This window comes from Rhizobium sp. NLR10b, assembly GCF_019685435.1.
In the GTDB taxonomy this organism is placed as follows: domain Bacteria; phylum Pseudomonadota; class Alphaproteobacteria; order Rhizobiales; family Rhizobiaceae; genus Rhizobium.
Genome location: NZ_JABDWV010000010.1, coordinates 24,219 through 47,363 on the forward strand (window position 1 = coordinate 24,219; position 23,145 = coordinate 47,363).

At 61.4% G+C, this 23,145-nt stretch carries 21 protein-coding genes; 10 read left to right on the plus strand and 11 right to left on the minus strand.

Features of this window, described 5'->3' with window-relative positions:
• Positions 1-12 precede the first annotated feature (12 nt).
• Positions 13-297, plus strand: a complete 285-nt coding sequence (locus tag HJB91_RS17580; protein ID WP_221124312.1) for a hypothetical protein — start codon at positions 13-15, stop codon at positions 295-297.
• A gap of 173 nt (positions 298-470) precedes the next feature.
• Here the strand turns inward: HJB91_RS17580 and HJB91_RS17585 are convergent, their stop codons facing one another.
• The 3 genes from HJB91_RS17585 to HJB91_RS17595 form a co-directional block, all read right to left on the minus strand.
• Positions 471-1,322: a Hint domain-containing protein gene (locus HJB91_RS17585; RefSeq protein WP_221124313.1), complete on the minus strand. Its 852-nt coding sequence runs from the start codon at positions 1,320-1,322 to the stop codon at positions 471-473.
• Between the two features lie 307 nt (positions 1,323-1,629).
• The gene (locus HJB91_RS17590; protein WP_221124314.1) at positions 1,630-2,091 is read right to left on the minus strand and encodes a hypothetical protein; all 462 of its coding nucleotides are present in this window, start codon (positions 2,089-2,091) and stop codon (positions 1,630-1,632) included.
• Between the two features lie 93 nt (positions 2,092-2,184).
• Positions 2,185-3,192: a LysR family transcriptional regulator gene (locus HJB91_RS17595; protein ID WP_221155579.1), complete on the minus strand. Its 1,008-nt coding sequence runs from the start codon at positions 3,190-3,192 to the stop codon at positions 2,185-2,187.
• Positions 3,193-3,463: 271 nt separating this feature from the next.
• Here HJB91_RS17595 and chvE point away from each other — a divergent pair, with 271 nt between their 5' ends.
• The 8 genes from chvE (at position 3,464) to HJB91_RS17635 (ending at position 12,581) form a co-directional block, all read left to right on the plus strand.
• The gene (gene chvE, locus HJB91_RS17600) at positions 3,464-4,528 is read left to right on the plus strand and encodes a multiple monosaccharide ABC transporter substrate-binding protein (protein WP_004668889.1); all 1,065 of its coding nucleotides are present in this window, start codon (positions 3,464-3,466) and stop codon (positions 4,526-4,528) included.
• A gap of 96 nt (positions 4,529-4,624) precedes the next feature.
• The gene (gene mmsA, locus HJB91_RS17605; RefSeq protein ID WP_221124315.1) at positions 4,625-6,163 is read left to right on the plus strand and encodes a multiple monosaccharide ABC transporter ATP-binding protein; all 1,539 of its coding nucleotides are present in this window, start codon (positions 4,625-4,627) and stop codon (positions 6,161-6,163) included.
• Positions 6,160-7,371: a multiple monosaccharide ABC transporter permease gene (mmsB, locus tag HJB91_RS17610; RefSeq protein WP_221155581.1), complete on the plus strand. Its 1,212-nt coding sequence runs from the start codon at positions 6,160-6,162 to the stop codon at positions 7,369-7,371. The genes mmsA and mmsB overlap by 4 nt, the downstream gene beginning before the upstream one ends.
• A 116-nt stretch (positions 7,372-7,487) precedes the next feature.
• On the plus strand, positions 7,488-8,483 hold the full coding sequence (araD1, locus tag HJB91_RS17615) for an AraD1 family protein (RefSeq protein ID WP_210630320.1): 996 nt from the start codon (positions 7,488-7,490) through the stop codon (positions 8,481-8,483).
• Positions 8,484-8,550: 67 nt separating this feature from the next.
• The gene (locus HJB91_RS17620) at positions 8,551-9,984 is read left to right on the plus strand and encodes an aldehyde dehydrogenase family protein (RefSeq protein WP_210630322.1); all 1,434 of its coding nucleotides are present in this window, start codon (positions 8,551-8,553) and stop codon (positions 9,982-9,984) included.
• Positions 9,985-10,045: 61 nt separating this feature from the next.
• The gene (gene araD, locus HJB91_RS17625; protein ID WP_221155586.1) at positions 10,046-11,785 is read left to right on the plus strand and encodes an L-arabinonate dehydratase; all 1,740 of its coding nucleotides are present in this window, start codon (positions 10,046-10,048) and stop codon (positions 11,783-11,785) included.
• A 146-nt stretch (positions 11,786-11,931) separates the two neighbouring features.
• Positions 11,932-12,174, plus strand: coding sequence for a type II toxin-antitoxin system Phd/YefM family antitoxin (locus HJB91_RS17630; protein WP_210630325.1), 243 nt, complete (start codon positions 11,932-11,934; stop codon positions 12,172-12,174).
• Positions 12,171-12,581, plus strand: coding sequence for a type II toxin-antitoxin system VapC family toxin (locus HJB91_RS17635; RefSeq protein ID WP_221123062.1), 411 nt, complete (start codon positions 12,171-12,173; stop codon positions 12,579-12,581). The genes HJB91_RS17630 and HJB91_RS17635 overlap by 4 nt, the downstream gene beginning before the upstream one ends.
• 21 nt (positions 12,582-12,602) lie before the next feature.
• On the opposite strand, the gene HJB91_RS17640 is transcribed toward HJB91_RS17635, so the two are convergent.
• The 4 genes from HJB91_RS17640 to HJB91_RS17655 are packed head-to-tail and all read right to left on the minus strand — an operon-like array spanning position 12,603 to position 16,016.
• A complete protein-coding gene (locus HJB91_RS17640; protein ID WP_210630329.1) occupies positions 12,603-13,427 on the minus strand; it encodes a transglutaminase family protein in 825 nt (274 codons plus the stop codon).
• 12 nt (positions 13,428-13,439) lie between these two features.
• Positions 13,440-14,381, minus strand: coding sequence for an alpha-E domain-containing protein (locus HJB91_RS17645; protein ID WP_210630331.1), 942 nt, complete (start codon positions 14,379-14,381; stop codon positions 13,440-13,442).
• A complete protein-coding gene (locus HJB91_RS17650) occupies positions 14,381-15,790 on the minus strand; it encodes a circularly permuted type 2 ATP-grasp protein (protein ID WP_041678724.1) in 1,410 nt (469 codons plus the stop codon). The genes HJB91_RS17645 and HJB91_RS17650 overlap by 1 nt, the downstream gene beginning before the upstream one ends.
• Positions 15,780-16,016 carry a hypothetical protein gene (locus HJB91_RS17655; RefSeq protein WP_221123061.1) on the minus strand — a complete coding sequence of 79 codons (237 nt, stop codon included), beginning with the start codon at positions 16,014-16,016 and terminating at the stop codon, positions 15,780-15,782. Before HJB91_RS17655 ends, HJB91_RS17650 begins: the two co-directional genes overlap by 11 nt.
• 388 nt (positions 16,017-16,404) lie before the next feature.
• Here HJB91_RS17655 and HJB91_RS17660 point away from each other — a divergent pair, with 388 nt between their 5' ends.
• The gene (locus tag HJB91_RS17660; RefSeq protein ID WP_210630333.1) at positions 16,405-17,304 is read left to right on the plus strand and encodes a DMT family transporter; all 900 of its coding nucleotides are present in this window, start codon (positions 16,405-16,407) and stop codon (positions 17,302-17,304) included.
• 133 nt (positions 17,305-17,437) lie between these two features.
• On the opposite strand, the gene HJB91_RS17665 is transcribed toward HJB91_RS17660, so the two are convergent.
• The 4 genes from HJB91_RS17665 to HJB91_RS17680 form a co-directional block, all read right to left on the minus strand.
• A complete protein-coding gene (locus tag HJB91_RS17665; protein ID WP_210630335.1) occupies positions 17,438-18,646 on the minus strand; it encodes an MFS transporter in 1,209 nt (402 codons plus the stop codon).
• A 59-nt stretch (positions 18,647-18,705) separates the two neighbouring features.
• Positions 18,706-19,695 carry an AraC family transcriptional regulator gene (locus HJB91_RS17670; protein WP_221123060.1) on the minus strand — a complete coding sequence of 330 codons (990 nt, stop codon included), beginning with the start codon at positions 19,693-19,695 and terminating at the stop codon, positions 18,706-18,708.
• A gap of 310 nt (positions 19,696-20,005) precedes the next feature.
• Positions 20,006-21,727 carry a DEAD/DEAH box helicase gene (locus HJB91_RS17675; protein ID WP_221123077.1) on the minus strand — a complete coding sequence of 574 codons (1,722 nt, stop codon included), beginning with the start codon at positions 21,725-21,727 and terminating at the stop codon, positions 20,006-20,008.
• 248 nt (positions 21,728-21,975) lie between these two features.
• Entirely contained in the window at positions 21,976-23,091 is a 1,116-nt protein-coding gene (locus HJB91_RS17680) for a DNA alkylation repair protein (RefSeq protein ID WP_221123058.1), read from the minus strand.
• Positions 23,092-23,145 lie beyond the last annotated feature (54 nt).

Consider the following 23,145-nt stretch of genomic DNA (forward strand, 5'->3'; position numbering starts at 1 on the left):
GCGGGGACAGACATGCAACTGATCGATCCGAATCATCCGGCATACCAGCGCCTCTGGGTGCGTGTCGGCATCGTTGCCGTCTGCTTCGGCTGGGCCGCGGTCGAGATTATTGGCGGTGATCCCTTCTGGGCGGTGATCTCCGCGGCGGCCGGCGCCTATGCCTTCTATATGCTGTTCTGGACCTTCAAGCCGCAACAGCAGTCGGCAGAGCCGGCTGCGGAGCCTGGCGCCGAGGGAGAGGACGAGGCCGATGAGACATCCGCCAAAAAGCCCTCGAAAGATGGGCAGGCGGAATAGTAGCGGGCGATTCGCCGATCAAGAGATCGGCGAGCTCATCGGCTTCGTCGCAGCCGAAGCGCGCCGCGCTCTTTCCGATGCGCGCCGCGCTTGACATCTTTGTTCGATATTGTCGCAAAGCCGGCGCACGGCTTCGGGTGAAGCGAGCGCGGTCTATGCGCATTCCCGTCCTGTCAGAGTGACAATTCCCTGGCTTGCGCGTCGATCTTTTCGCAAGCATCCCCGAAGGGATCGCGTATCGGTACAAGTGGCGAGACGCCGAGCAGAAGAAGCGCTTTCAAATGCGACCAGCCGCCTCCCAACAAAGGCGCAAAAGATGTCATCACGATGTGTTCCTCGCCATAGAGACGCTGGTATTCTGCAAAATTGCAGAAGTTCTCGTGATTGCTGTTTTTCAGATGGAAGGACTCAGCCGCAGCACCTTCGGCAAGGATAGCTTCGTGCGTATCGAGCATGATGGCATAGTAGTCGATCGATCGGTCGGGGGCGGGAGCGACCGGTGCAATCGTCGTGCCGTTCACGAGCTCCTTCACCTGGATCAAAACGCCGTTCAGGTACAGCGCGTGGCCAGGCGACAGATAAAGATCCGAATGGGGTGTGTGCCCGTCCAGTGCGTGGCGGCAAACTCGGATCGGCACGACGTCTTTTTGCCAGCGTCCGCCGCTCGTCTTGAAGCTTTGGCGGCCGACCCACTTTACCGCACGGGTGCTGCCATCAGGAAGGGCAACGCGATCACCGATGCTGAGATCCTCGACGGGCTTCTCACCGCCATCGGTGAGGATCGCCGTTCCCCGCAGGAAGCAATTTGCGCCGCTGCCGCCATGGCCACCGCTCCCGCCGGAACCTCCGTGTCCACCGGAACCGCCCCGTCCCCAACGCCGACCCATCGCTTTGGCCGGAGAGATGGAAATTGCCGTGGCCATGGCTGCCAGGCCGGCAAGGCGAGCACCGGCGGCTGCCGCTATACCTAGAAAATGTCTGCGCGCTGTGTTGCGCGGTTGCTTCGGATCTTCCGTAGATGACATGTGGGCGGTCTCCTGAAAACATTTAAACCGCTCGATGCTACAACGTGTTGTATCGCATTCAATTTCGCCAGTTAGCGCTGTGCCCTACTGAAAAGGGCGTAGACATGGCCTTTAGGATCCTGAAATACGCTATGTCAGATACCAAAAAGCAGGAGGTTTATCCGCTACCTCAGCGCGAAAGAATCGAACTGAGTACGATGATGACCGGTTGAATCGCAGGAAAACAGCACATATAGCGTGCTCGAATCGAGCCGGATGGCGGCCCCTCTTCCATAGCGTCGGGAGTTTGCCGGCGTTCGAGATAGCGTCAGCTTTGCGGCAGGCGGCGCATCGCCTCGTCGATCAGCAGATTGGCGATCATCATGCGCCTGTTGGCATTGTCGCGGAAAGGCTCTGCGACGCCGTCAGGATGATTGGCCCTGGCAAAGGCGCGCCGCTTCTCGTTCAGCGTCTGTTGGGTATCGGCGGCAGCGATCGCCAGCTCGGCGGCGATATCTTCCGGGGCGATGCGGGCGAGGTGGTCCGGCATGACCGGTTCCGGCGCCGGCGGGGGAGCCTCCTCGGCCGCAGGCTCGCTGCCCAGATTATCGAAATATGCTTCGCCGATCCGCTGCGATGCGACCGAAATGCCTTCCATGACATCGAATGCGAGGCCGGTGGCAAGCCCGGATACGCGGTGGGCAGCCGGCCCCTGCGCCTCTTCGGCCGGTTCTTCCTCCGCCTTCAGCCGCTCGAGCACCGATTCAAATACTGATTGTCCGAACAGCATGCGCCTTCCTCTCGAAGGCATTAGATCCTGGCAAGATGGCGCAGGGCTTGCGATCAAATCGGTGGAGCATGATGTCGCCCGGAAAGCTCACATCTAGCCGCCCTGCTTGCGGCTCTCCTCGAGGATGATGTCGTAGAGCAGCTTGGCGCTCGGCGGCAGCGCCCGTTCTCTCGCCGTGATCAGGCTGTATGGCTTGACGTTGATGTCGAAATCGATGGGCAGCATGCGCACGTCGGACGCCTTGGCGCCTTGGCTGGCGAGGAAATGGGCGACATCGACGGCGACGGGGGCGATCGCATCGGTTTCGCAGACGATGGCGCAGGTGAGCAATAGCGAAGAGGTGTTGACGATGTTCTCCGGCAGCGCCACGCCGCGCGACAGGAAAATGTCTTCGATCGTGCGGCGCAGCAGCGTGCCCGGCGGCTGGAACACCCAGTCGTAATCCCTGACGTCGGAAAGACTGCTTGTCTTCTTTTTTTTGAGGAGCGGATGGCGGTTGCGCACAATCAGGCAGGCGCGTTCGATGCCAATCTCTTTCACTTCGAACAGGCGTGGGTTGAGGTCGTCGGGAATGCGGCCGATGATGAAGTCGTGGCGGGCCGCAAGCAGCTCGCGCGCCAGCACATTGCTCGTCTCCACCTGGATGTTGATCTCGATGCCGGGATAGGCCTTGCGCACCCTGTTGATCGCCGGCACGACGAGGCTCATGGCCGGCGCCGTCACCGCGCCGATGAACACCGGGCCGCCCTTGCCGCTCTTCAATTCGCCGATCTCGCGGCTCGCCTCGCGCAGCTCCAGCAGGATCTTGCGGGCGCGTCTGGCAAGGGCCGCGCCGAAGGTCGTCAGCACCACGCCCCGGGCGACGCGTTCATAGAGCGATGTCTTGGTGATCGCCTCCATTTCCGACAGCATGCGCGATGCAGCGGGCTGCGAGATGTTGAGCACATCAGCGGCTGCGGAAATCTGTCCGCTATCTTCGATTGCGACGATGATGCGCAGGTGATTCAGCTTAAGTCCCGAACGGAGAAAGCTGTCGTCGCCAAAATTGTCGCTGTGGATATCGACGTGATCCATCGAAACGGGCTCTGAAACGATCGTCATGGTTGCGGCCTCCCCACTGCGCTCCATCAAAAGTAATACTTTTTAACGATATACCAAAATTGTTATGCACATTACCACTTATTCTATTTGACAGTTATAGGAATCCATACCAGTTTGCCGCCGTGTGCTGGTTGGCACTCAACACGTGTGAGATCGTGGAGGAGACCTACTTCGTTTCTCACCATCTGAAGTAACTATCCAATACGGAACCTGCCACAGTTTCGGGGCGGGCGATTTTTCGTCCGCTGCTCTATTAACAAGGGAGAGAGAAATGAAATCCATTATCTCATTGATGGCCGCGGCTGCCTTCGGCGTCGCTTCGTTCGTTGCACCGGCGATGGCCGCCGACAAGGGCACCGTCGGCATTGCCATGCCGACCAAGGCTTCGGCCCGCTGGATCGACGACGGCAACAACATCGTCAAGCAGCTGCAGGCTGCCGGTTACGGCACCGACCTGCAGTATGGCGACGACGACATTCCGAACCAGCTGTCGCAGATCGAAAACATGGTGACCAAGGGCGTCAAGGTCCTCGTCATCGCTTCGATCGACGGCACCACGCTGTCCGACGTTCTCCAGAAGGCACACGACGCCGGCATCAAGGTCATCGCTTATGACCGTCTGATCCGCGATTCGGGCAACGTCGACTACTACGCCACCTTCGACAACTTCCAGGTCGGCGTTCTTCAGGCCAACTCCATCGTTGACGGCCTCGGCCTCAAGGACGGCAAGGGCCCGTTCAACATCGAACTCTTCGGCGGCTCGCCGGACGACAACAACGCCTTCTTCTTCTATGATGGCGCAATGTCCGTCCTGCAGCCCTACATCGACTCGGGCAAGCTCGTCGTGAAGTCCGGCCAGACCGGCATGGACAAGGTCGGCACGCTGCGTTGGGATCCGGCAACGGCCCAGGCCCGCATGGACAACCTGCTCTCGGCAAACTACACCGACGCCAAGGTCGATGCCGTCCTGTCTCCCTATGACGGCCTCTCGATCGGCATCATCTCCTCGCTGAAGGGCGTTGGTTACGGTACGGCTGCTCAGCCGCTGCCGATCGTCACCGGCCAGGACGCTGAAATCCCGTCGGTCAAGTCGATCATTGCTGGCGAACAGCACTCGACGATCTTCAAGGACACCCGCGAACTCGCCAAGGTCACGGTTGCCATGGTCGATGCCGTCATGTCCGGCAAGGAGCCTGAGGTCAACGACACCAAGACCTACGACAACGGCGTCAAGGTCGTTCCGTCCTATCTGCTGAAGCCGGTTGCCGTCGACAAGACCAACTACAAGCAGATCCTCGTCGACAGCGGTTACTACACCGAAGACAAGCTGAAGTAAGTTAAGCTGGAGGCCGGAGCTCGCGCTTGCGGGTTCCGGCCTTCGATTTTATGATTACCCATCCATTGACGGGCTGGGGGCGCTGGAACTTTGACTATGGACAATACCATCCTCGAAATGCGGAGCATCACCAAGACGTTCCCGGGCGTCAAGGCGCTGGAGAACGTGAACCTCAAGGTTCGCAAGGGTGAAATTCACGCATTGGTAGGCGAAAACGGGGCCGGCAAATCGACCCTGATGAAAGTGCTATCGGGCGTCTATCCCACCGGAAGTTATGACGGCGACATCGTCTATGAAGGCGAGACGCGCAACTTCAAGGCGCTGAGGGACTCCGAAGAAATCGGCATCGTCATCATCCACCAGGAACTGGCGCTGGTGCCGTTGCTGTCGATCGGCGAAAACATTTTCCTCGGCAACGAGAATGCCAAGAGCGGCGTCATCAGCTGGGACGAGACCTTCAATCGCACGAAGCAGCTGCTCAAGAAAGTCGGCCTGTCCGAATCTCCGAACACGCTGGTGACCGACATCGGTGTCGGCAAGCAGCAGCTCGTCGAGATCGCCAAGGCGCTGTCGAAGAGCGTCAAGCTGCTCATCCTCGACGAGCCGACGGCGTCGCTCAACGAAAGCGATTCCGATGCGCTGCTCACCCTGCTGATGGAGTTCCGCAAGCAGGGCATCACCTCCATCATCATTTCCCACAAACTGAACGAGATCCGCAAGGTCGCCGACCAGATCACCGTCCTGCGCGACGGCATGACCGTCAAGACGCTCGACTGTCACGCCGACGAGATCAGCGAAGACATTATCATCCGCAACATGGTCGGCCGCGATCTCGAAGACCGCTATCCCCCGCGTTCGGTGCCGATCGGCGAAACCATTCTCGAAGTGAGGAATTGGAACGCCTATCACCAGCAGCACCGCGACCGCCAGGTCCTGCACAATATCAACGTTACCGTTCGCAAGGGCGAAGTTGTCGGTATCGCCGGGCTGATGGGGGCAGGGCGCACCGAATTCGCCATGAGCCTGTTCGGCAAGTCCTATGGCCACAAGGTCTCGGGCGAGGCGCTGATGCACGGCAAGCCGGTCGACGTCAGCACCGTGCGCAAGGCGATCGACGCCGGCCTCGCCTACGTCACCGAAGACCGCAAGCAGCTCGGCCTGGTGCTCAATGACACGATCCTGCACAACACGACGCTCGTCAATCTGAAGGCGGTGTCGAATGCCTCGGTGATCGACAGCGTCAAGGAATCGCGGGTTGCCACCGACTATCGGTCGAAGCTGCGTATCCGTTCCTCGAGCATCTTCCAGGAGACGGTCAATCTCTCCGGCGGCAACCAGCAGAAGGTGGTTCTGTCGAAGTGGCTGTTTTCCGGTCCCGATGTCCTGATCCTGGACGAGCCGACGCGCGGCATCGATGTCGGCGCGAAATACGAAATCTACACTATCATCAACCAGCTTGCCGCCGATGGGAAAGGCGTTCTGATGATCTCATCGGAAATGCCGGAACTGCTTGGCACTTGTGACCGCATCTACGTGATGAACGAAGGACGCATCGTCGCTGAACTGCCGAAGGGAGAAGCAAGCCAGGAAACCATCATGCGCGCTATCATGCGCTCAGGGGAGAAGAAACAATGACGCCGATCAATCAACCCATCGCTGAGCAGGGGCGTGTCGTCTCGATCGGAGACTATATCCGCGGCAACATCCGCGAATACGGCATGTTCATCGCACTCATCGCGATCATGGTGTTCTTCCAGTTCTCGACCGGTGGCGTTCTCTTCAGGCCGCTCAATCTGACCAACATCATTCTGCAGAACTCCTTCATCGTCATCATGGCGCTCGGCATGCTGCTGGTCATCGTCGCCGGCCATATCGACCTTTCCGTCGGGTCGGTCGTCGGCTTCATCGGCGCCATCGCCGGGGTGATGACGGTGCAGTGGCACGTCAATTATGTCCTGGCGGGTGTCGTCTGCCTGGCGCTCGGCGCGCTGGTCGGCGGCCTGCAGGGCTATTTCGTCGCCTATCACAAGATCCCGTCCTTCATCGTCACGCTCGCTGGCATGCTGGTTTTCCGTGGCCTGACGCTGTTCGTGATGACGGCATCGGGCACCGGCACCAGCATCGGTCCGTTCCCGCCGGAGTTCCAGCTGATCAGCATCGGCTTCCTGCCCAACCTCATCGACATGGGCGGCATCAACTCGACCTCGATCATCCTGACCGTCGTCGGCGCCGTCACTCTCTTCTACCTGGCCTGGCGCAAGCGCCTGTCGAACGAGAAGCATGGCAATGACGTCGAACCGATGGGCTTCTTCCTGGCCCAGAACATCATAGTCTCGCTTGCCATCCTGGGGCTCGGCTACCAGCTGTCAATCTATCGCGGCTTCCCGAACGTGCTTCTCGTCATGCTCGTCCTCGTCGCTGCCTATGCCTTCATTACTCGCCGTACCACGATCGGCCGGCGCATCTACGCCATGGGCGGCAACGAGAAGGCGACCAAGCTTTCCGGTATCAATACCGAGCGGCTGACCTTCCTGACCTTCGCCAATATGGGCCTGCTTGCCGGTCTGGCCGGCCTGATCGTGGCGCTGCGCCTCAACTCGGCGACGGCCAAGGGCGGTTTCGGTCTCGAGCTCGACGTCATCGCCGCCTGCTTCATCGGCGGCGCGTCGGCCCAGGGCGGCGTCGGCAAGGTGACGGGTGCGGTGATCGGCGCGCTTATCATGGGCATCATGAACAATGGCATGTCGATCCACGGTCTCGGCACCGACTCGCAGCAGATGGTCAAGGGTGCGGTGCTTCTCGCCGCCGTGTTCTTCGACGTCTACAACAAGAACAAGGGCTGAGCGCCTAAGCGCAGCCCAGGCATTCGCAGTCATATGAATGATGGATTCCGGCTCCCGTGGGAGCCGGACGGGCGGAGCTTTTTCTAAAACTCGCCGAAACGAGAAGGATTGAAGTCGTGCTTATTTCCCAGATCAAGGGTGCCAACGGAGAGATCGTCGTCGCCGTGCGCGAGCAGGGCGGCGCGGCCAGGTCGGTCAACAACGCCGGCAGCGTCTATGCGCTGGCGATGGAAGCCGCCGACGGCGGCAAGTCGCTTGCCGCTGTTATCGAGGCCCATGGTTACGGCGAGACCGTCGACCTTGAGAAGGCTTATGCTGAAGGCCGCTTCCTGCCGCCGATCACCCATCCCGACGCCGCCCACCTGCATCTGACCGGCACCGGCCTCACCCATCTCGGCTCTGCCGCCACTCGTGATTCCATGCACAAGAAGACCACCGAGGCGGCCGAGGAAACGCTGACCGACTCGATGAAGATGTTCAAGATGGGGCTGGAGAACGGCAAGCCGAAGGCTGGCAAAAAGGGCGTGCAGCCCGAATGGTTCTACAAGGGCAACGGCTATGGCACGGCTGCCCCTGGTGCTCCGCTCGTCTCGCCCTCCTTCGCGCTTGACGGCGGCGAAGAGCCTGAGATGGCGGGCATCTATGTCATCGCCAAGGACGGCTCGCCGTTCCGCATCGGTTTTGCCCTGTCGAACGAGTTTTCGGACCACGTCACCGAACGGATCAACTATCTCTATCTGGCCCACTCGAAACTGCGCCCGGCGGCCTATGGTCCGGAAATCCGCATCGGCGCCGCGCCCGACGATATCCGCGGCACTTCGCGCATCAAGCGCGGCGACAAGGTGATCTTCGAAAAGCCCTTCCTGTCGGGTGAGGCGAACATGTCGCACACCTTTGCGAACCTCGAATATCACCATTTCAAATATGGCCTCTTCCGTGTTCCGGGCGATGTCCATGTCCATATGTTCGGCACGGCGACGCTGTCCTTTGCCGACGGCATCAAGACGGAAGAGGGGGACCTCTTCGAGATCGAAGTCGCCGAATTCGGCCTGCCGCTGCGCAATCCGCTGAAGGTGGCGGCCGAAGAAGAGATTGTTGTCAAGCAACTCTGATTTTCGAGGCCTGGCCGCGTCGGCGGCCGGCCGTGTTTGTAAACGGTAAAGGAGGCTTGTTGGGCCCATGACCATTTATCAAAACCTGATCGCCGGCGAATGGGTCGGCACGGACGCGACGAAGAACATCAACCCGTCCGATACGAACGAGGTCGTCGGCCTCTACGCCAACGGCAGCGCGGAAGACACGAGAAACGCTATCGCCGCCGCCAAGGCCGCCTTTCCGGCCTGGTCGCGCTCGGGCATTTGGGAACGCCACGTCATCCTGAAGAAGACCGGCGACGAGATCATGACCCGCAAGGACGAACTCGGCGCGCTGCTCGCCCGCGAAGAGGGCAAGACGCTGCCTGAGGCGACCGGCGAAGTCATCCGCGCCTCGCAGATCTTCGAATTCTTCGCTGGCGAGGCCCTGCGGCTCGCAGGCGAGGTCATCCCGTCAGTTCGCCCGAATATCGGTGTCGAGATCACCCGCGAAGCGCTCGGTGTCATCGGCATCATCACGCCGTGGAACTTCCCGATCGCCATCCCCGCCTGGAAGATCGCGCCGGCGCTCTGCTACGGCAACACGATCGTCTTCAAGCCGGCCGAACTGGTGCCGGCCTGCTCCTGGGCGATCGTCGACATCCTCAATAGGGCAGGGCTGCCGAAGGGCGTCCTGAACCTCGTCATGGGCAAGGGCTCGGTCGTAGGCCAGGCCATGCTCGAAAGCCCCGATGTTCACGGCATCACCTTCACCGGCTCCACCGGCACCGGCCGACGTGTCGCCGCCGCGTCCATCGAGCATAACCGCAAGTTCCAGCTGGAAATGGGCGGCAAGAACCCGATGGTGGTGCTCGACGACGCCGACCTCAACGTCGCCGTCGAGGCTGCCGCCAATTCCGGCTTCTTCTCCACGGGCCAGCGCTGCACTGCTTCCTCGCGTCTGATCGTCACCGAAGGCATCCACGACAAGTTCGTCGCGGCGCTCACCGACAAGCTGAAGACGCTCGTCGTTGACAATGCGCTCAAGGCCGGCACCCATATCGGTCCGGTCGTCGACGAACGGCAGCTGAAGACCGATACCGACTATATCGAGATCGGCAAAAAGGAAGGGGCCAAGCTCGCCTTCGGCGGCGAGGTCATCTCGCGCGAAACGCCCGGTTTCTATCTGCAGCCGACGCTGTTTACCGAAGCGACCAACCAGATGCGCATTTCGCGCGAGGAAATCTTCGGACCCGTCGTCTCGGTGATCCGGGCGAAGGATTACGACGAGGCGCTTGCCCTCGCCAACGACACGCCGTTCGGGCTCTCGGCCGGCATTGCCACGACCAGCCTGAAGCATGCGACGCATTTCAAGCGCAATTCGGAAGCCGGCATGGTCATGGTCAACCTGCCGACGGCGGGAGTCGATTTCCACGTTCCGTTCGGCGGCCGCAAGGGGTCGTCCTACGGCCCGCGTGAGCAGGGCAAGTATGCGAGCGAATTCTTTACCGTGGTCAAGACGGCCTACACGTTGGCTTGAGACATATCCGATGACCCGGGCCGTACGAGGCGGCCCGGCAATCACCTGAAGGACAGAGATTATGAAGAAGAAAGCGGAATGGCCGCGCAGGCTGAGGTCGCAGGAATGGTACGGCGGCACGAGCCGCGACGTGATTTATCATCGCGGCTGGCTTAAAAACCAAGGTTATCCGCACGACCTGTTCGATGGACGGCCTGTCATCGGCATCCTTAACACCTGGTCGGATATGACCCCCTGCAACGGTCATCTCAGAGAGCTCGCCGAGAAGGTGAAGGCGGGCGTCTGGGAGGCCGGCGGCTTCCCGCTCGAAGTGCCGGTGTTCTCGGCATCGGAAAACACCTTCCGCCCGACCGCGATGATGTACCGCAACCTTGCGGCACTGGCCGTTGAAGAAGCGATCCGTGGCCAGCCGATGGATGGCTGTGTGCTGCTCGTCGGCTGCGACAAGACCACGCCGTCGCTCTTGATGGGGGCGGCCTCCTGCGACCTGCCGTCGATCGTCGTCACCGGCGGGCCGATGCTGAACGGCTATTTCCGCGGCGAGCGCGTCGGCTCCGGCACGCATCTGTGGAAGTTCTCCGAAATGGTGAAGGCCGGCGAGATGACGCAGGCCGAATTCCTCGAAGCGGAAGCTTCGATGAGCCGCTCGTCGGGCACCTGCAATACGATGGGCACGGCGTCAACGATGGCGTCCATGGCCGAAGCGCTGGGCATGGCGCTCTCGGGCAATGCCGCAATCCCGGGCGTCGATTCCCGCCGCAAGGTCATGGCGCAACTGACCGGCCGCCGTATCGTGCAGATGGTCAAGGACGATCTGAAGCCCTCGGAGATCATGACAAAGCAGGCCTTCGAAAACGCCATCCGCACCAATGCGGCGATCGGCGGATCGACCAATGCCGTCATCCATCTGCTGGCGATCGCCGGCCGCGTCGGCATCGATCTGACGCTCGACGATTGGGACCGTTGCGGCCGCGACGTTCCGACGATCGTCAACCTGATGCCGTCGGGCAAATACCTGATGGAAGAGTTCTTCTATGCCGGCGGCCTGCCCGTCGTGCTGAAGCGCCTCGGCGAGGCGGGCCTCCTGCACAAGGATGCGTTGACGGTCTCCGGCGAAACCGTCTGGGACGAGGTCAAGGACGTCATCAACTGGAACGAGGACGTCATCCTGCCTGCTGAAAAGGCGCTGACCTCTTCGGGCGGCATCGTCGTGCTGCGCGGCAACCTGGCGCCGAAGGGCGCGGTGCTGAAGCCTTCGGCAGCCTCGCCGCATCTCCTGGTGCACCGGGGCAGGGCCGTCGTGTTCGAGGATATCGACGACTACAAGGCGAAGATCAACGACGACAATCTCGACATCGACGAGAATTGCGTCATGGTCATGAAGAACTGCGGCCCGAAGGGTTATCCCGGCATGGCCGAGGTCGGCAACATGGGCCTGCCGCCGAAGGTGCTGAAGAAGGGCATCCTCGACATGGTGCGGATATCAGACGCCCGCATGTCGGGAACGGCCTATGGTACCGTCGTGCTGCACACCTCGCCGGAAGCGGCGGTCGGTGGACCGCTGGCGGTCGTCAAGAACGGCGACATGATCGAACTCGACGTGCCGAACCGTCGCCTGCATCTCGACATATCAGACGAGGAACTGGCGCGCCGTCTCGCCGAATGGCAGCCGAACCATGACTTGCCGACATCGGGCTATGCCTTCCTGCATCAGCAGCATGTCGAAGGAGCCGATACTGGCGCCGATCTCGACTTCCTCAAGGGATGTCGCGGAAATGCGGTCGGCAAGGACAGCCACTGAGCAGGGCTTGCCGATCTGGAATCGCGAAGAGGCGGGGCTTTTTGCCCCGCCTTTTTGCTGAAGATTTCTTTCGAACCGTTCGCGCTCGAACTTGTTGAATGCGGATATAGTGCTATATGCTGTACAAGTGTACAGGAGATATGGTCATGTCAAAGGTAATCGGTGCTGCGGAATTCAAGGCGAAATGCCTGAATCTGATCGATCAGATGCGCAGCGACGATGAATCCATCGTTATCACCAAGCGCGGCAAGCCGGTTGCCGTGCTTTCCCCGGCGCGCGACACAGGCGAACGCAAGAGCATCATCGGCGCGATGAAGGGCAGCGTATTGCGCTATGACGATCCTCTGTCTCCGGCCCTCGAGCCGGAGGATTGGGACGCCCTCCGTTGATCGTCATCGATACGCACATCCTCGTCTGGGCAATGCAGGACGATGCGCGTCTGGGTTCACAGGCCCGGGGCATCATTGACGAGATGACCGGCAAAAGCCGGATTCTGATTTCGGCGATCACACCCTGGGAAATCGCCATGCTCGTGCAGAAGGGGCGCTTGGCGCTCGGCGACGATGTCGGGCGATGGATCGACAGCGCTCTGTCGCTCCCCGGGATTCAGCTCGCGCCGATCGAGCCTTCCATCGCGATAGACAGCGTCCGGCTGCCCGGCGAGTTTCATGCTGACCCCGCGGACCGCATCATCGCGGCTACAGCCCGATTTCATCGCGTGCCGTTGCTGACGGCGGATCAGGCAATCCTCAGCTACGGAGCGCGCGGCCACCTCCAGGTCGTCGCGGCTGGATAGATACGCCGTTACCGCCCTCGCTCAGCTCTGGCTCTGGCTTTGCATCTGCCCGTTGTCTTCCACCTTCACGGTGACGGACAGCGTTTCCCCCGGAGTGCCGATACGCATGCCCGAGATCGGGGCCGCGTCGCGGTAGCAGAGGCCGGAGGCGATGCGGACATAGCGTTCATCCGGGCAGATTTCGTTGGCCGGATCGAAGCCGACCCAGCCGAGCCCGGAGATATGGGCCTCGGCCCAGGCATGGGTCGCCGACTGTTCGATCTTTTCTTCCATCATCAAATAGCCGGAGACATAACGCGCCGGCACCTGCAGGGCGCGGGCGGCGGCGACGAAGATGTGCGCATGGTCCTGGCAGACGCCGCTTTTCTTCTCCAGCGCCTGTTCCGCCGTCGTCGCCGTGTCGCTGGTGCCGGGGCGGTAGTCGACCGTTTCGTGGATGGCGGCCATCAACGCATGCAGACGGGCGAGCTCGTTATCGCCGCTGACGCTTTTAACCAGTTCCTTGACCAGCTTGCCGCTTTTGGTGAGCGGCGTCTCGCGCAGGAAGAGCCAGAGCGGGCAGAAACCGGTATGTGGGCCGGTGACGCCGTTATTGTCCGCGGTCTCGACCTCGCCCTCGGCGAGGATTCGCGTCACGTGCTGCGTGCCTTCCAGCGAGACCAGGTTGACGTGGTTGCCGTACTGGTCGTCGTATTCCACCTCCGGGGTGGCGCCCTCGACTTTCAGGGACCAGCCGAGCACGTTCTGGGCTGCCGTTGTCGGCGGTGTCAGTCTCAGCCGTTGCAGCGAGAACTGCGCCGGTTCGTCGTAGCGGTATTCGGTGAGATGGCTGATTTTCAGTCTCATGTGCTGATCCGCTTAAACGTAGAACCGGTAGCCGTCGGAAATCTCGGCACCGAGCTGGTTGTTGCGTGAGACGAAGTCCTCGAGGAACTCGTGCAGGCCCTGATCCATGATGTCGCGGATCGCCCGCGTCTGCAGCGTGGTGCGGATCGCGTCGGCAGTATCGTGGGCGGGAAGCCGCTCCTCGTAATCCTGGGCGAGATAGCCGAGATTGCTGACGATCTTCTCGTAGCAATAGGCAAGCGAGCGCGGCATCTGGACATTGAGGGTAAGGAAGTCGGCAATGTTCATCGCCCGGTACTCGCCGTCGTAGGCCCAGCTATAGGCGCGGTGTGCGGACACCGAGCGCAGGATCGACTCCCACTGCACGTTATCGAGAGACGAACCGACTGACGAGACCGAGGGCAGCAGGACGTAATATTTCACGTCGAGGATACGGCTGGTATTGTCGGCGCGCTCGATGAAGGTGCCGATGCGGGCGAAATTATAGAGCTCGTTTCTGAGCGTCGAGCCATGAAAGGCGCCGCGGATGAGGCCGGCGCGGCGCTTGATGACGTCGATCACCTCAGGCAGGTCGGCGGCTTTCACGCGCTTTTCGAGCAGGGATTTCAGATCGATCCAGCATTCGTTGGTCGCTTCCCAGGTCTCCCGCGTCAGCGCGGTGCGCACCATGCGGGCATTGTTGCGGCCGAAGTCGATGCAGGACATGACGCTCGACGGGTTGGAGCGATCGCGCAGGAGATAATCGATCGCGTCGGCATTGGTCAGCTTGGCGTGGCCCTCGTCATAGGCCTCGCGTACGCCGGCACTTTGCAGCACGCCGTCCCAGTTGTCGTCGCCGGCGCTGCTGCGGGTGAGCGACATGCGCAGCCCGGCATCGACAAGACGGGCAATATTTTCGGCGCGCTCGATGTAACGAAACATCCAGTAGAGGCCGTTTGCGGTTCTTCCGAGCATCAGTCCTCCAGTACCCAGGTGTCTTTGGTGCCGCCGCCCTGGCTGGAATTGACGACCAGCGAGCCTTGCTTCAGCGCCACGCGGGTAAGCCCGCCCGGAATAATCTGGACCTTGTCGGAAACGAGCACATAGGGGCGAAGGTCGACATGGCGGGGCGCGATGCCCTTGTTGACGAGGATCGGCACGGTGGAGAGCGACAGCGTCGGCTGGGCGATGTAATTGTTCGGCTTGGCCTTCAGCTTCTCAGCGAAATCGGCGCGCTCCTTTTTCGATGCCGTCGGTCCCACAAGCATGCCGTAGCCGCCGGAGCCGTGCACTTCCTTGACGACCAGCTCTTCCAGGTGCTCCAGCACGTATTTCAGGCTCGATGCTTCCGAGCAGCGCCAAGTCGGGACGTTTTCGAGCAGCGCCTTGCGGCCGGTATAGAATTCGACGATCTCCGGCATGTAGGAATAAATCGCCTTATCATCCGATATGCCGGTGCCCGGCGCATTAGCAATGGTGATGTTGCCGGAGCGGTAGACATCCATGATGCCGGGAATGCCGAGGGCGGAATCGGCCCGGAATGTCAGCGGATCGAGGAAGTCGTCGTCGACGCGGCGGTAGAGCACGTCGATCGCCTCGTAGCCGCGGGTCGTGCGCATCTTCACCTTGCCGTCGATGACGCGCAGATCCGAGCCCTCGACCAGTTCGACGCCCATCATGTCGGCCAGGAAGGAATGTTCGTAGTAAGCAGAATTGTAGATGCCCGGAGTCAGTACCGCGACGCGTGGCTTGCCGGTGCAGCCGGGAGGAGCCAGCGAGGCGAGGCTTTGGCGTAAGAGGTAGGGATAATCCTCGACGCGCTGCACCTTGTTCTCATGGAAGAGCTCCGGGAACATCTGCATCATGGTTTCCCGGTTTTCCAGCATGTAGCTGACACCGGAAGGGGTGCGGGCATTATCCTCCAGCACGTAAAACTGGTCTTCGCCTGTTCGTACGATATCGGTGCCGACGATATGGGTGTAGACGCCGCCAGGCGGGCGGAAGCCGATCATCTCGGACAGGAAGGCGACATTGTTTTCGATCAGTTCGCGCGGGATGCGGCCGGCGCGGATGATCTCCTGCTTGTGATAGATATCATCCAGAAAGGCGTTGAGCGCGATTACCCGTTGCTCGATACCCTGGGCGAGCTTGCGCCATTCGCGGGCGGAGATGATGCGGGGAATGATATCGAAGGGGATGAGCTTTTCGGAACTGTCGGCATGACCGTAAACGGCGAAGGTGATGCCGGTCTTCCGGAAGATATTTTCCGCGTCGCGGGACTTGGCAATCAGATGCGACCGGTCTTGGCTGTTGTACCACTCGAAATATTTTTCATAAGGCGGGCGGGGGCTCTCGTCCCCGGTAATCATTTCATCAAATGCCAAAGGTGCGGCTCCCCTTTTTTTGTTCATTTGAATACAACGCAAATTGCAATGCAAGAACCATGCGCAGTTCGGAGAAAAGATTTTGCGGTGCGGGAAAGAGTGAAAATTCGGGCGTTTGGAGCAGCGTCGCGCGGTATGGCGGATGACTGCTCGCCCGGGATTGCGCAAAATGTGAGCATTTGATTGGTTTTCGGTCGATCGCAATGCGTTGGTGGTGCAGGCGCAAATTCGAACGTCTTATTCCTGTGACGAGGAGAAGGCATGCCGTGCGGCACCCCCTCTGGCCTGCCGGCCCCAGGGTCGAGCCACCGGTCTCGACCCGTCCTTCGGACCCCCATAGGTGGGGAGATTGGCTGGGCGCACTGGCTTCCCCAAACAACGACGGCAGAGCTATTCGATCCAGCAGAGAGGGACGGATGATCCAACCGCTTGTCGATCTCCACCCTTGTGGGGGAGATGGCCGGCAGGCCAGAGGGGGTGCCATACGGGATGTCTATTCTGTAACTCTCCACCCACCCATCAGCGAAATTTCAAATAAGCATCAACGCTTCGCCTTTGACTGCGGCCTTCGGTTGCCGCTATCAGCACGGTAACTCTTTACCCGAGATGTCCCGATGCCCCTCGACCGCTTTGCCCCCGCTCTCTTCGTTTTCCTCTGGTCCACGGGCTGGGTGGTGGCGAAATTTGCGGCGCTGCATTCCGAGCCCTTTACCTTTCTTTCGATACGTTATGCGCTGTCGGCCTTGGCCTTCCTGGCCTTTTGCCTAGTGACCAAGGCCCAATGGCCGAAGAGTCGGGCGACGGTGCTGCGGGCCATTTATTCCGGCTTTTTCCTGCACGGCTTCTATCTCGCCGGTCTCTGGTGGGCGATCGCCAACGGCGTGCCGGCCGGCATATCTGGGATCATCGCGGCGCTGCAGCCGTTGCTGACGGCGACGGCGGCTCCCTTTCTCGTCGGCGAGCGGTTGCAGAAGACCCAACAGGTCGGCCTCGCTCTCGGCTTCATCGGTATTGCCATCGCGATTTCGCCGAAGCTGTTCGATCCGGCGACGGCCGATCTCAGCCATGCCGCCCTGCCGCTGGCGATCAACCTCATCGCCATGGGCTCCGTCACCTACGGTACGCTTTATCAGAAGAAACATCTGCAATCCGGCGACCTCAGGACCATCGCGACGCTGCAATATGTCGGCGCTCTCATCCTCACCCTGCCGCTGTCGCTGATTTTCGAACACCAGCATTTCGACGGCACCCCGCAGGCCTATGGCGCGCTTCTCTGGTCGGTCTTCGGCCTGTCGATGGGCGGTGTCGGGCTGCTGCTTTACCTCATCCGCCGCGGGCAGGTCTCGCGCGCCGCTTCGCTGATCTACCTGATGCCGCCGGCCGTCGCGATCGAAGCCTTCATCGCGTTCGGGGAGCGGCTGACGCTGCCGTTGATTCTGGGCACGGTGATCGTCGTGACGGGCGTATATATGACAAACCGCAGGGTCCTTCAGCAGGCCCAGGCGAGCGTATAGGCTGATCGCTGCGCCAATGTCGAACAAGCGGATGGCCTGAACCTCAACTGACCGAGGTCGCCGGCGATTGCCGACGACCTCACATCCAAAGCGCCGTAGAGCGCTACTCGGCACATCAAGCAGCAAGCAACGATCAGTTGCGGGGCTGCAGCAGCGCCAAGGCAACCGTTGACGCAGCCAGCACAGCGGTGAGAGTCAAGGGTCCCACAGCGCCGTAGTGGTCGACGATATAGCCGCCAAAAACCGCGCCGATACTGATGGCCACCTGGAAAGAGACGACCATCAGGCTACCCGCCGCCTCCAGAGCGTCGGCGGCCGCGCGGGAAAGATTGGTCGGCAGCACTACCGGCGCCATGCCGAAGGCAAACCCCCAAAGCGTGACGAGTGCAAACGCAACGCCGGCATGAGCGCCCCAAAGCACCAGAGCGAGTGCGGCAAACGCCATCAATACAGCCGTGACAGCCAGTGCCATGCGGATGCTCGCGTCGGCCATCCGGCCACCGGCAACATTGCCGATCACGGAGGCGATGCCGAACCCGAGCAGCGCCAGGGCGATCGATTTGGTTTCAAGGAGCGTCACTTGTTCTAGGAAGGGACGCACATACACCGATCCGGCAAAATGCCCGGTCATCAGCAAAAGGATGGCAAGCATTCCCAGTTGAATGCCGCCCCGTCGCGTTAGCCGGAAAACGTCGGCGAGGCTGTTGCTTGTGCTTGTAGGGAGCGTCGGCAGGCTGAGCAGCTGCAGCAGCATGGCAAGCGCGGCAAGCCCGGCTGTCATTGCCATGGCGCTGCGCCATCCCAGCCAATCGCTGATCAAAGCACCCATTGATGGGGCAGCGATCGTGGCGAGCGAAACGCCGAGGGTGACGATAGCCATGCCCCGACCTGTCGCATTTGCGCCGACCAGCCTCGCAACGACGGCCACTGAAAGCGCCCAGAAACCGCTCAGCGCGATGCCCAACCCAGCCCGGCCCAGCAACAACAGCCAAAAATCGGTCGCTAACGATGCAAGTATGTTAGAGCCGACAGCCAACGCACTGAGACCGACCAAGACCGCCTTGCGGTTCAGTCTGCCGATCAGAACATTGCTCAACAGGGCGGCCACGGCGCCGACGGAAGCGGTGGCGGTGACGACTTGTCCGGCCGTTCCTTCGGAAATGCCGAGGTCGCGCGCCATTGGCGTCAGCAGGCCCGCCGGCAGGAACTCAGCAGATACCAGTGCAAAGCTGGTGGCCGCCATCGAAAGAACGGCAAACCAGGTTGCCGCGCTCCACGCCGATGGTTCAGGCGTCTCCAGGCCAATTGCGGCCCCGTCAAATTGTGATGTTGTGTCCGTCATTGATGGATCTCCTGTGTTCGGAGATCTTCATAGACGAAGTTGTCAGGATGATATGTGTCTCAAAATCCGAAATCCATATCCATTCGTCCGGAACTTGTGCGACGCACAATCCCAGGTGAAACGTTTGTGACGCGCTTGAAGGCACGCGCGAAAGACGCCTCGGACTCATAGCCCAACCGGGAGGCAACCTCGGCAACCGACATGCCGTTTTGCGCCAGCAAGTCGCGGGCAAGCTGCATGCGCAGACGGGCGAGATAATGTGCCGCGCCTTCTCCCAAGATAGCGCTGAAGCGCTCGGCGAAGATCGAGCGCGACTGGCCTGCCACACCAGCGAGGCTTTCGAGGGTCCAGTTATGGCCAGGATCCCTATGCATGGCCGCCAACACACGACCGATATTGGGATCGCGGATGGCGGCGAGCCAGCCGGTGGTGGAGGCTCCACTGCAGTTGACCCAGCAGCGGATAAGCCGGGCTGCGAGCAAGTCCGCCATACGCGACAAGACCGTCGCGCTTCCCATCTGGGGCTGTGCCGCCTCCGCCGACATAGCGGCCAGCAGGGGGCCTACGATCGTGTCATTACCGGCCACGTCGCAGCCCTTGATGATCGGCGGCATCAGGGCGATCAAGGGGTTAAGCGCATGGGCGCCCAAAGTCATGGAGCCGCAGAAGAGGGTGCTAGTGGCGCCCGTTCCTTCCCGCAAGACGTCGCAGACGTTGCTGCCCAAATTTGTAATCTGACAGCTTTTAAGCGAGTCGCCCTCAACGTCCGGCGCGCTCGCCAATCGATGTGCGATGCCTTGCGGCAGCAGCACCAGATCGCCATCGTTCAACTCCTGCCAACCGTGGGCTTCGGTATGGATCCAGCACGGACCCTGGCTGACGAAGTGAAAACGAAGCAGCTGTTGTTGCGGAAAGGCGATGCTCCATGGATGCCTGAGCTCACAGCGTCCATAGTTGACTCCACTCAAGCGAAAGTCCTGCAGGACTTCGCTCAGGGCATCCATTGGGATGGTTGACGGCGACAACGGCCGGGACGGATGGTCAAGCATGGAGCCAATTTAGGTCTCAAGCGTCCGGGATGCAAGCGGTCCGGCTTCTCGGCGCGGTCTTTGCGGCGTTATGCTGCCCGTCGACGGCGGCTTCACAGCGCATTGTTTTGCAAGGCTCCCGCCAGTGCTGCGAAGGCGGCTTCGATCTCCTCAACCGGGGCCGTTCAGAAAACGGGAAGCGCGACCGAGTACTGCCGTCGCGGTGTTGCCGTCTGCACGCTGAGAAAAGGCCGGGGCATCTCACCCAATGCTCCGGCCTCATATTCAAGACCGAAGCACCGGCCTTTTCGCCTTGAAATCAATCGGCGCCTCAGGCGCGTTCGCGGCGCTGGCCACCGTTGCGGTTGCCGCCACGGCGGTTGCCGCCGTTGCCGTCGCGGCGCTGTTCGCCGCCCTGGGCCTGGTGTGGGCCGCGATCTTCGCCGTGTTTGCGGGCCGGGCGGCCGTGGGCGTGCCGGCCGTTGCCGCGGTGATGACCGCTCGGCTCCCCATTGGCGTGGTGGCCATTGCCGCCATGGGCGGGGCGCTGCGGCTTTGCCGGGCGGAAATCGGAGGTCGAGGCCAGATCATTGTCGGGGCCGAAATCCGGGGCCGCTTCGCCGCGGCGCTGGCCGCGGAAGTCCGCGTTGCGGCTTGGGCGCTCGGGACGCGGACGGCGCTCACGGCGTTCCTCACCGCCGGCGCGGGTTTCGCCGCCTTCGCCGTCGCGGCGCGGGCGGCGTTCCTGGCGGCTGCCGCGATGTTCCGAACGGTTGGCATCGTCACGGCCTTCGCCGCGGCCCTGGCCGCCGCCGCGATTGCGGTTGTTGCCATTGCCGTTGCCGCGGCGCGGGCCGCTGGCACTGATATGTGCCGGCGGCTCGCCGCTGGCAACTGATATGTCGATGCCCATCAGGCGCTCGATATCGCGCAGCAGCTTGGCCTCGTCGGGGGCGCAGAAGGCGATAGCGATGCCGTCGCGGCCGGCGCGCGCCGTGCGGCCGATGCGATGGACATAGGCATCCGGCACTTCCGGCAGGTCGTAGTTGTAAACGTGGCTGACGGCCGGGATATCGATGCCGCGGGCGGCGACGTCGGTGGCGATTAGCGTCTTGATGCTGCCGTCGCGGAAGGCCTTCAGCGCTCGCTCGCGCTGGCCCTGGCTCTTGTTGCCGTGGATGGAGGCGACGGAATAACCGATATTGTCGAGATGCTTCATCAGCTTCTCCGCACCATGCTTGGTGCGCAGGAAGACGATGGCGCGGCCGTCGGGGTTTTCGGTCAGCGACTTGCGCAGCAGTTCCGTCTTGTCGTTCTTGCCGGCGACGAAATGCACATACTGCTCGACCTTGTCGGCAGCCTTGCCGGGCGGCGTGACTTCGACCTTCACGGGATCGACGAGATATTCGCCGGCGAGATCGGCGATCGCCTTCGGCATGGTGGCCGAAAACAGCATGGTCTGGCGCTTCTTCGGCACCAGCTTGGCGATCTTGCGCAAGTCGTGCACGAAGCCGAGGTCGAGCATCTGATCGGCCTCGTCGAGCACGAGATAACGCACCGTCGTCAGCGTGATGGCGCGGCGGTTGACGAGGTCGAGCAGGCGGCCGGGCGTGGCGACCAGGATGTCGGTGCCCTTTTCGAGCTGCAGTTGCTGCTTGTTGATCGAGACGCCGCCGACGACGACGTTGACGCGCAGATGCGACTTGCGGATGAACTTCTTCAGATTGTCGGCGATCTGGTTCACCAGCTCACGGGTCGGCGCCAGGATCAGCGTCCGCGTCGTCCGGTTATCAGGGCGGCGCTCGTCAGCGAGCAGCTTTTCGATGAGCGGCAGGCCGAAGGCGGCTGTTTTGCCGGTCCCGGTCTGGGCAAGGCCGATCAGGTCGCGGCCTTCGAGGAGGAGGGGGATGGCCTGTTCCTGGATCGGCGTCGGTGTTTCGATGCCGAGCTGGAACAAGGTTGCGACGATCGGCTTGGAGACACCAAGCGATTCAAAATTAGTCAAGGCATAACCTTTCGGGGCGCCACAATGATTAGCGCCGGAACGCACCATGCGATCCGGTTTCATTCTGGCGTCAAGAACCCCGCGTGAAGTGGGAACTTGCAAGTTGGAAAAAGCTTTCCAGCGCTTCTGGCCGCTGATTGGGAGTGCGGCGTTCTATCGAAATGCGCTTTTGTCCCTTCTTCCTGCGTTTCGTATTTTCTAGCAGGGGCACGCTCACGCGGCGGCCGGAAGAGTGAAAGCTGAGCCGCATTTGGGCTAGTTCGCTGGAAAAGTCAAGTGCAGCGCACAAAAAGGCATTAGCTCCGGTCGGGCGAGGGCATTCTGAGGACGAAACTTTCCGATGCGCTTTCCGCGCCGTTGACAAGGATGGCAATGCGATGCTCGCCGGGATAGTAGCGCCGCGTGGTGATTGGCCGCATGGCGTGGCGGCGTCCGATCGCATGGGTTTGGCGGGGGGCTAATGTAACCGTCTTGCATTTGAAGACCTTGGGCGAAAGCGAGCCATCGGCTTTCACGTGGTGGATGGCGTAGTCGATCATCAGTGAGTGGGTGGTTTCGCCTGAATTGGTCAGGCGGATTTCGAAATCCAGCCCTTCGCCGAACATCACCTCGCCGTTCAGAAGCCGCAGCTCGCACGTCAGCGCGGCAGCGGCACCGAAACCGAAATTGGCAAGCGCCCGCGCATGGCCTTTCTTCAGGAGTGTGCGAGAGGCATGTTTCAGCAGACGGCGGCGCTCGGCCGATGCACCCTCGATGTGGCCGGCGATGAGGGCGGCGACCAGATCCGGATGATCCTTGGCGATATCGTTCAGACTGTTGGCGACGGAGCGGCGCACATAATCCTCCGGATCATCCATCAGCGCGGTGAGGATCGGCAGGATTGGCGCGGGATCTTTCACGAGCTGCGGCAGCCGCATGGCCCAGGGCAGGCGCGGCCGCGTTCCTTCGCTCGCCAGCCGGCGCACATGCTGGTCGGGATCGCCGACCCAGCTGGAGATGATGGCAAGCGCGCGCTCCTGGTCACGATGGATGAAGGGACGGATGCCGAATTCGCCGGTGAAGTGCGGCGTCAGCGCCTTCAGGAGATCAAGGCCGAGATCGAAATGATCAGGGCCACGGGCAGCGATGAACTGATTGACCGGCAACAGCATCCAGCCGGAAAGCCCGGGTCTGCCCGATGCAGGCAGGCTCGCTATCAGGATGGCGGCGGCTTCGGGGAAATCGCCGGGAAGAGTGGCGAACAGCGCGTCGCGGATTAGCGCCGAGCGCTCCATTAGTTCCAGCGCTGCGATGCCGTCGGTCGCGAGCTTTATGAAGCGCTCCCTGTCGAAGGACGGCGCGTTGAAGGCGATGCGATCGGCCATATCGCCAGCCAGCCCTTCATGCAGCAGGTTCTTGAGCGGTTCCGGCATGCTGATCCTCCCTCTGTGGCAGGATTGGACCGGCGCCGCCGGGAGGTCAAGCGG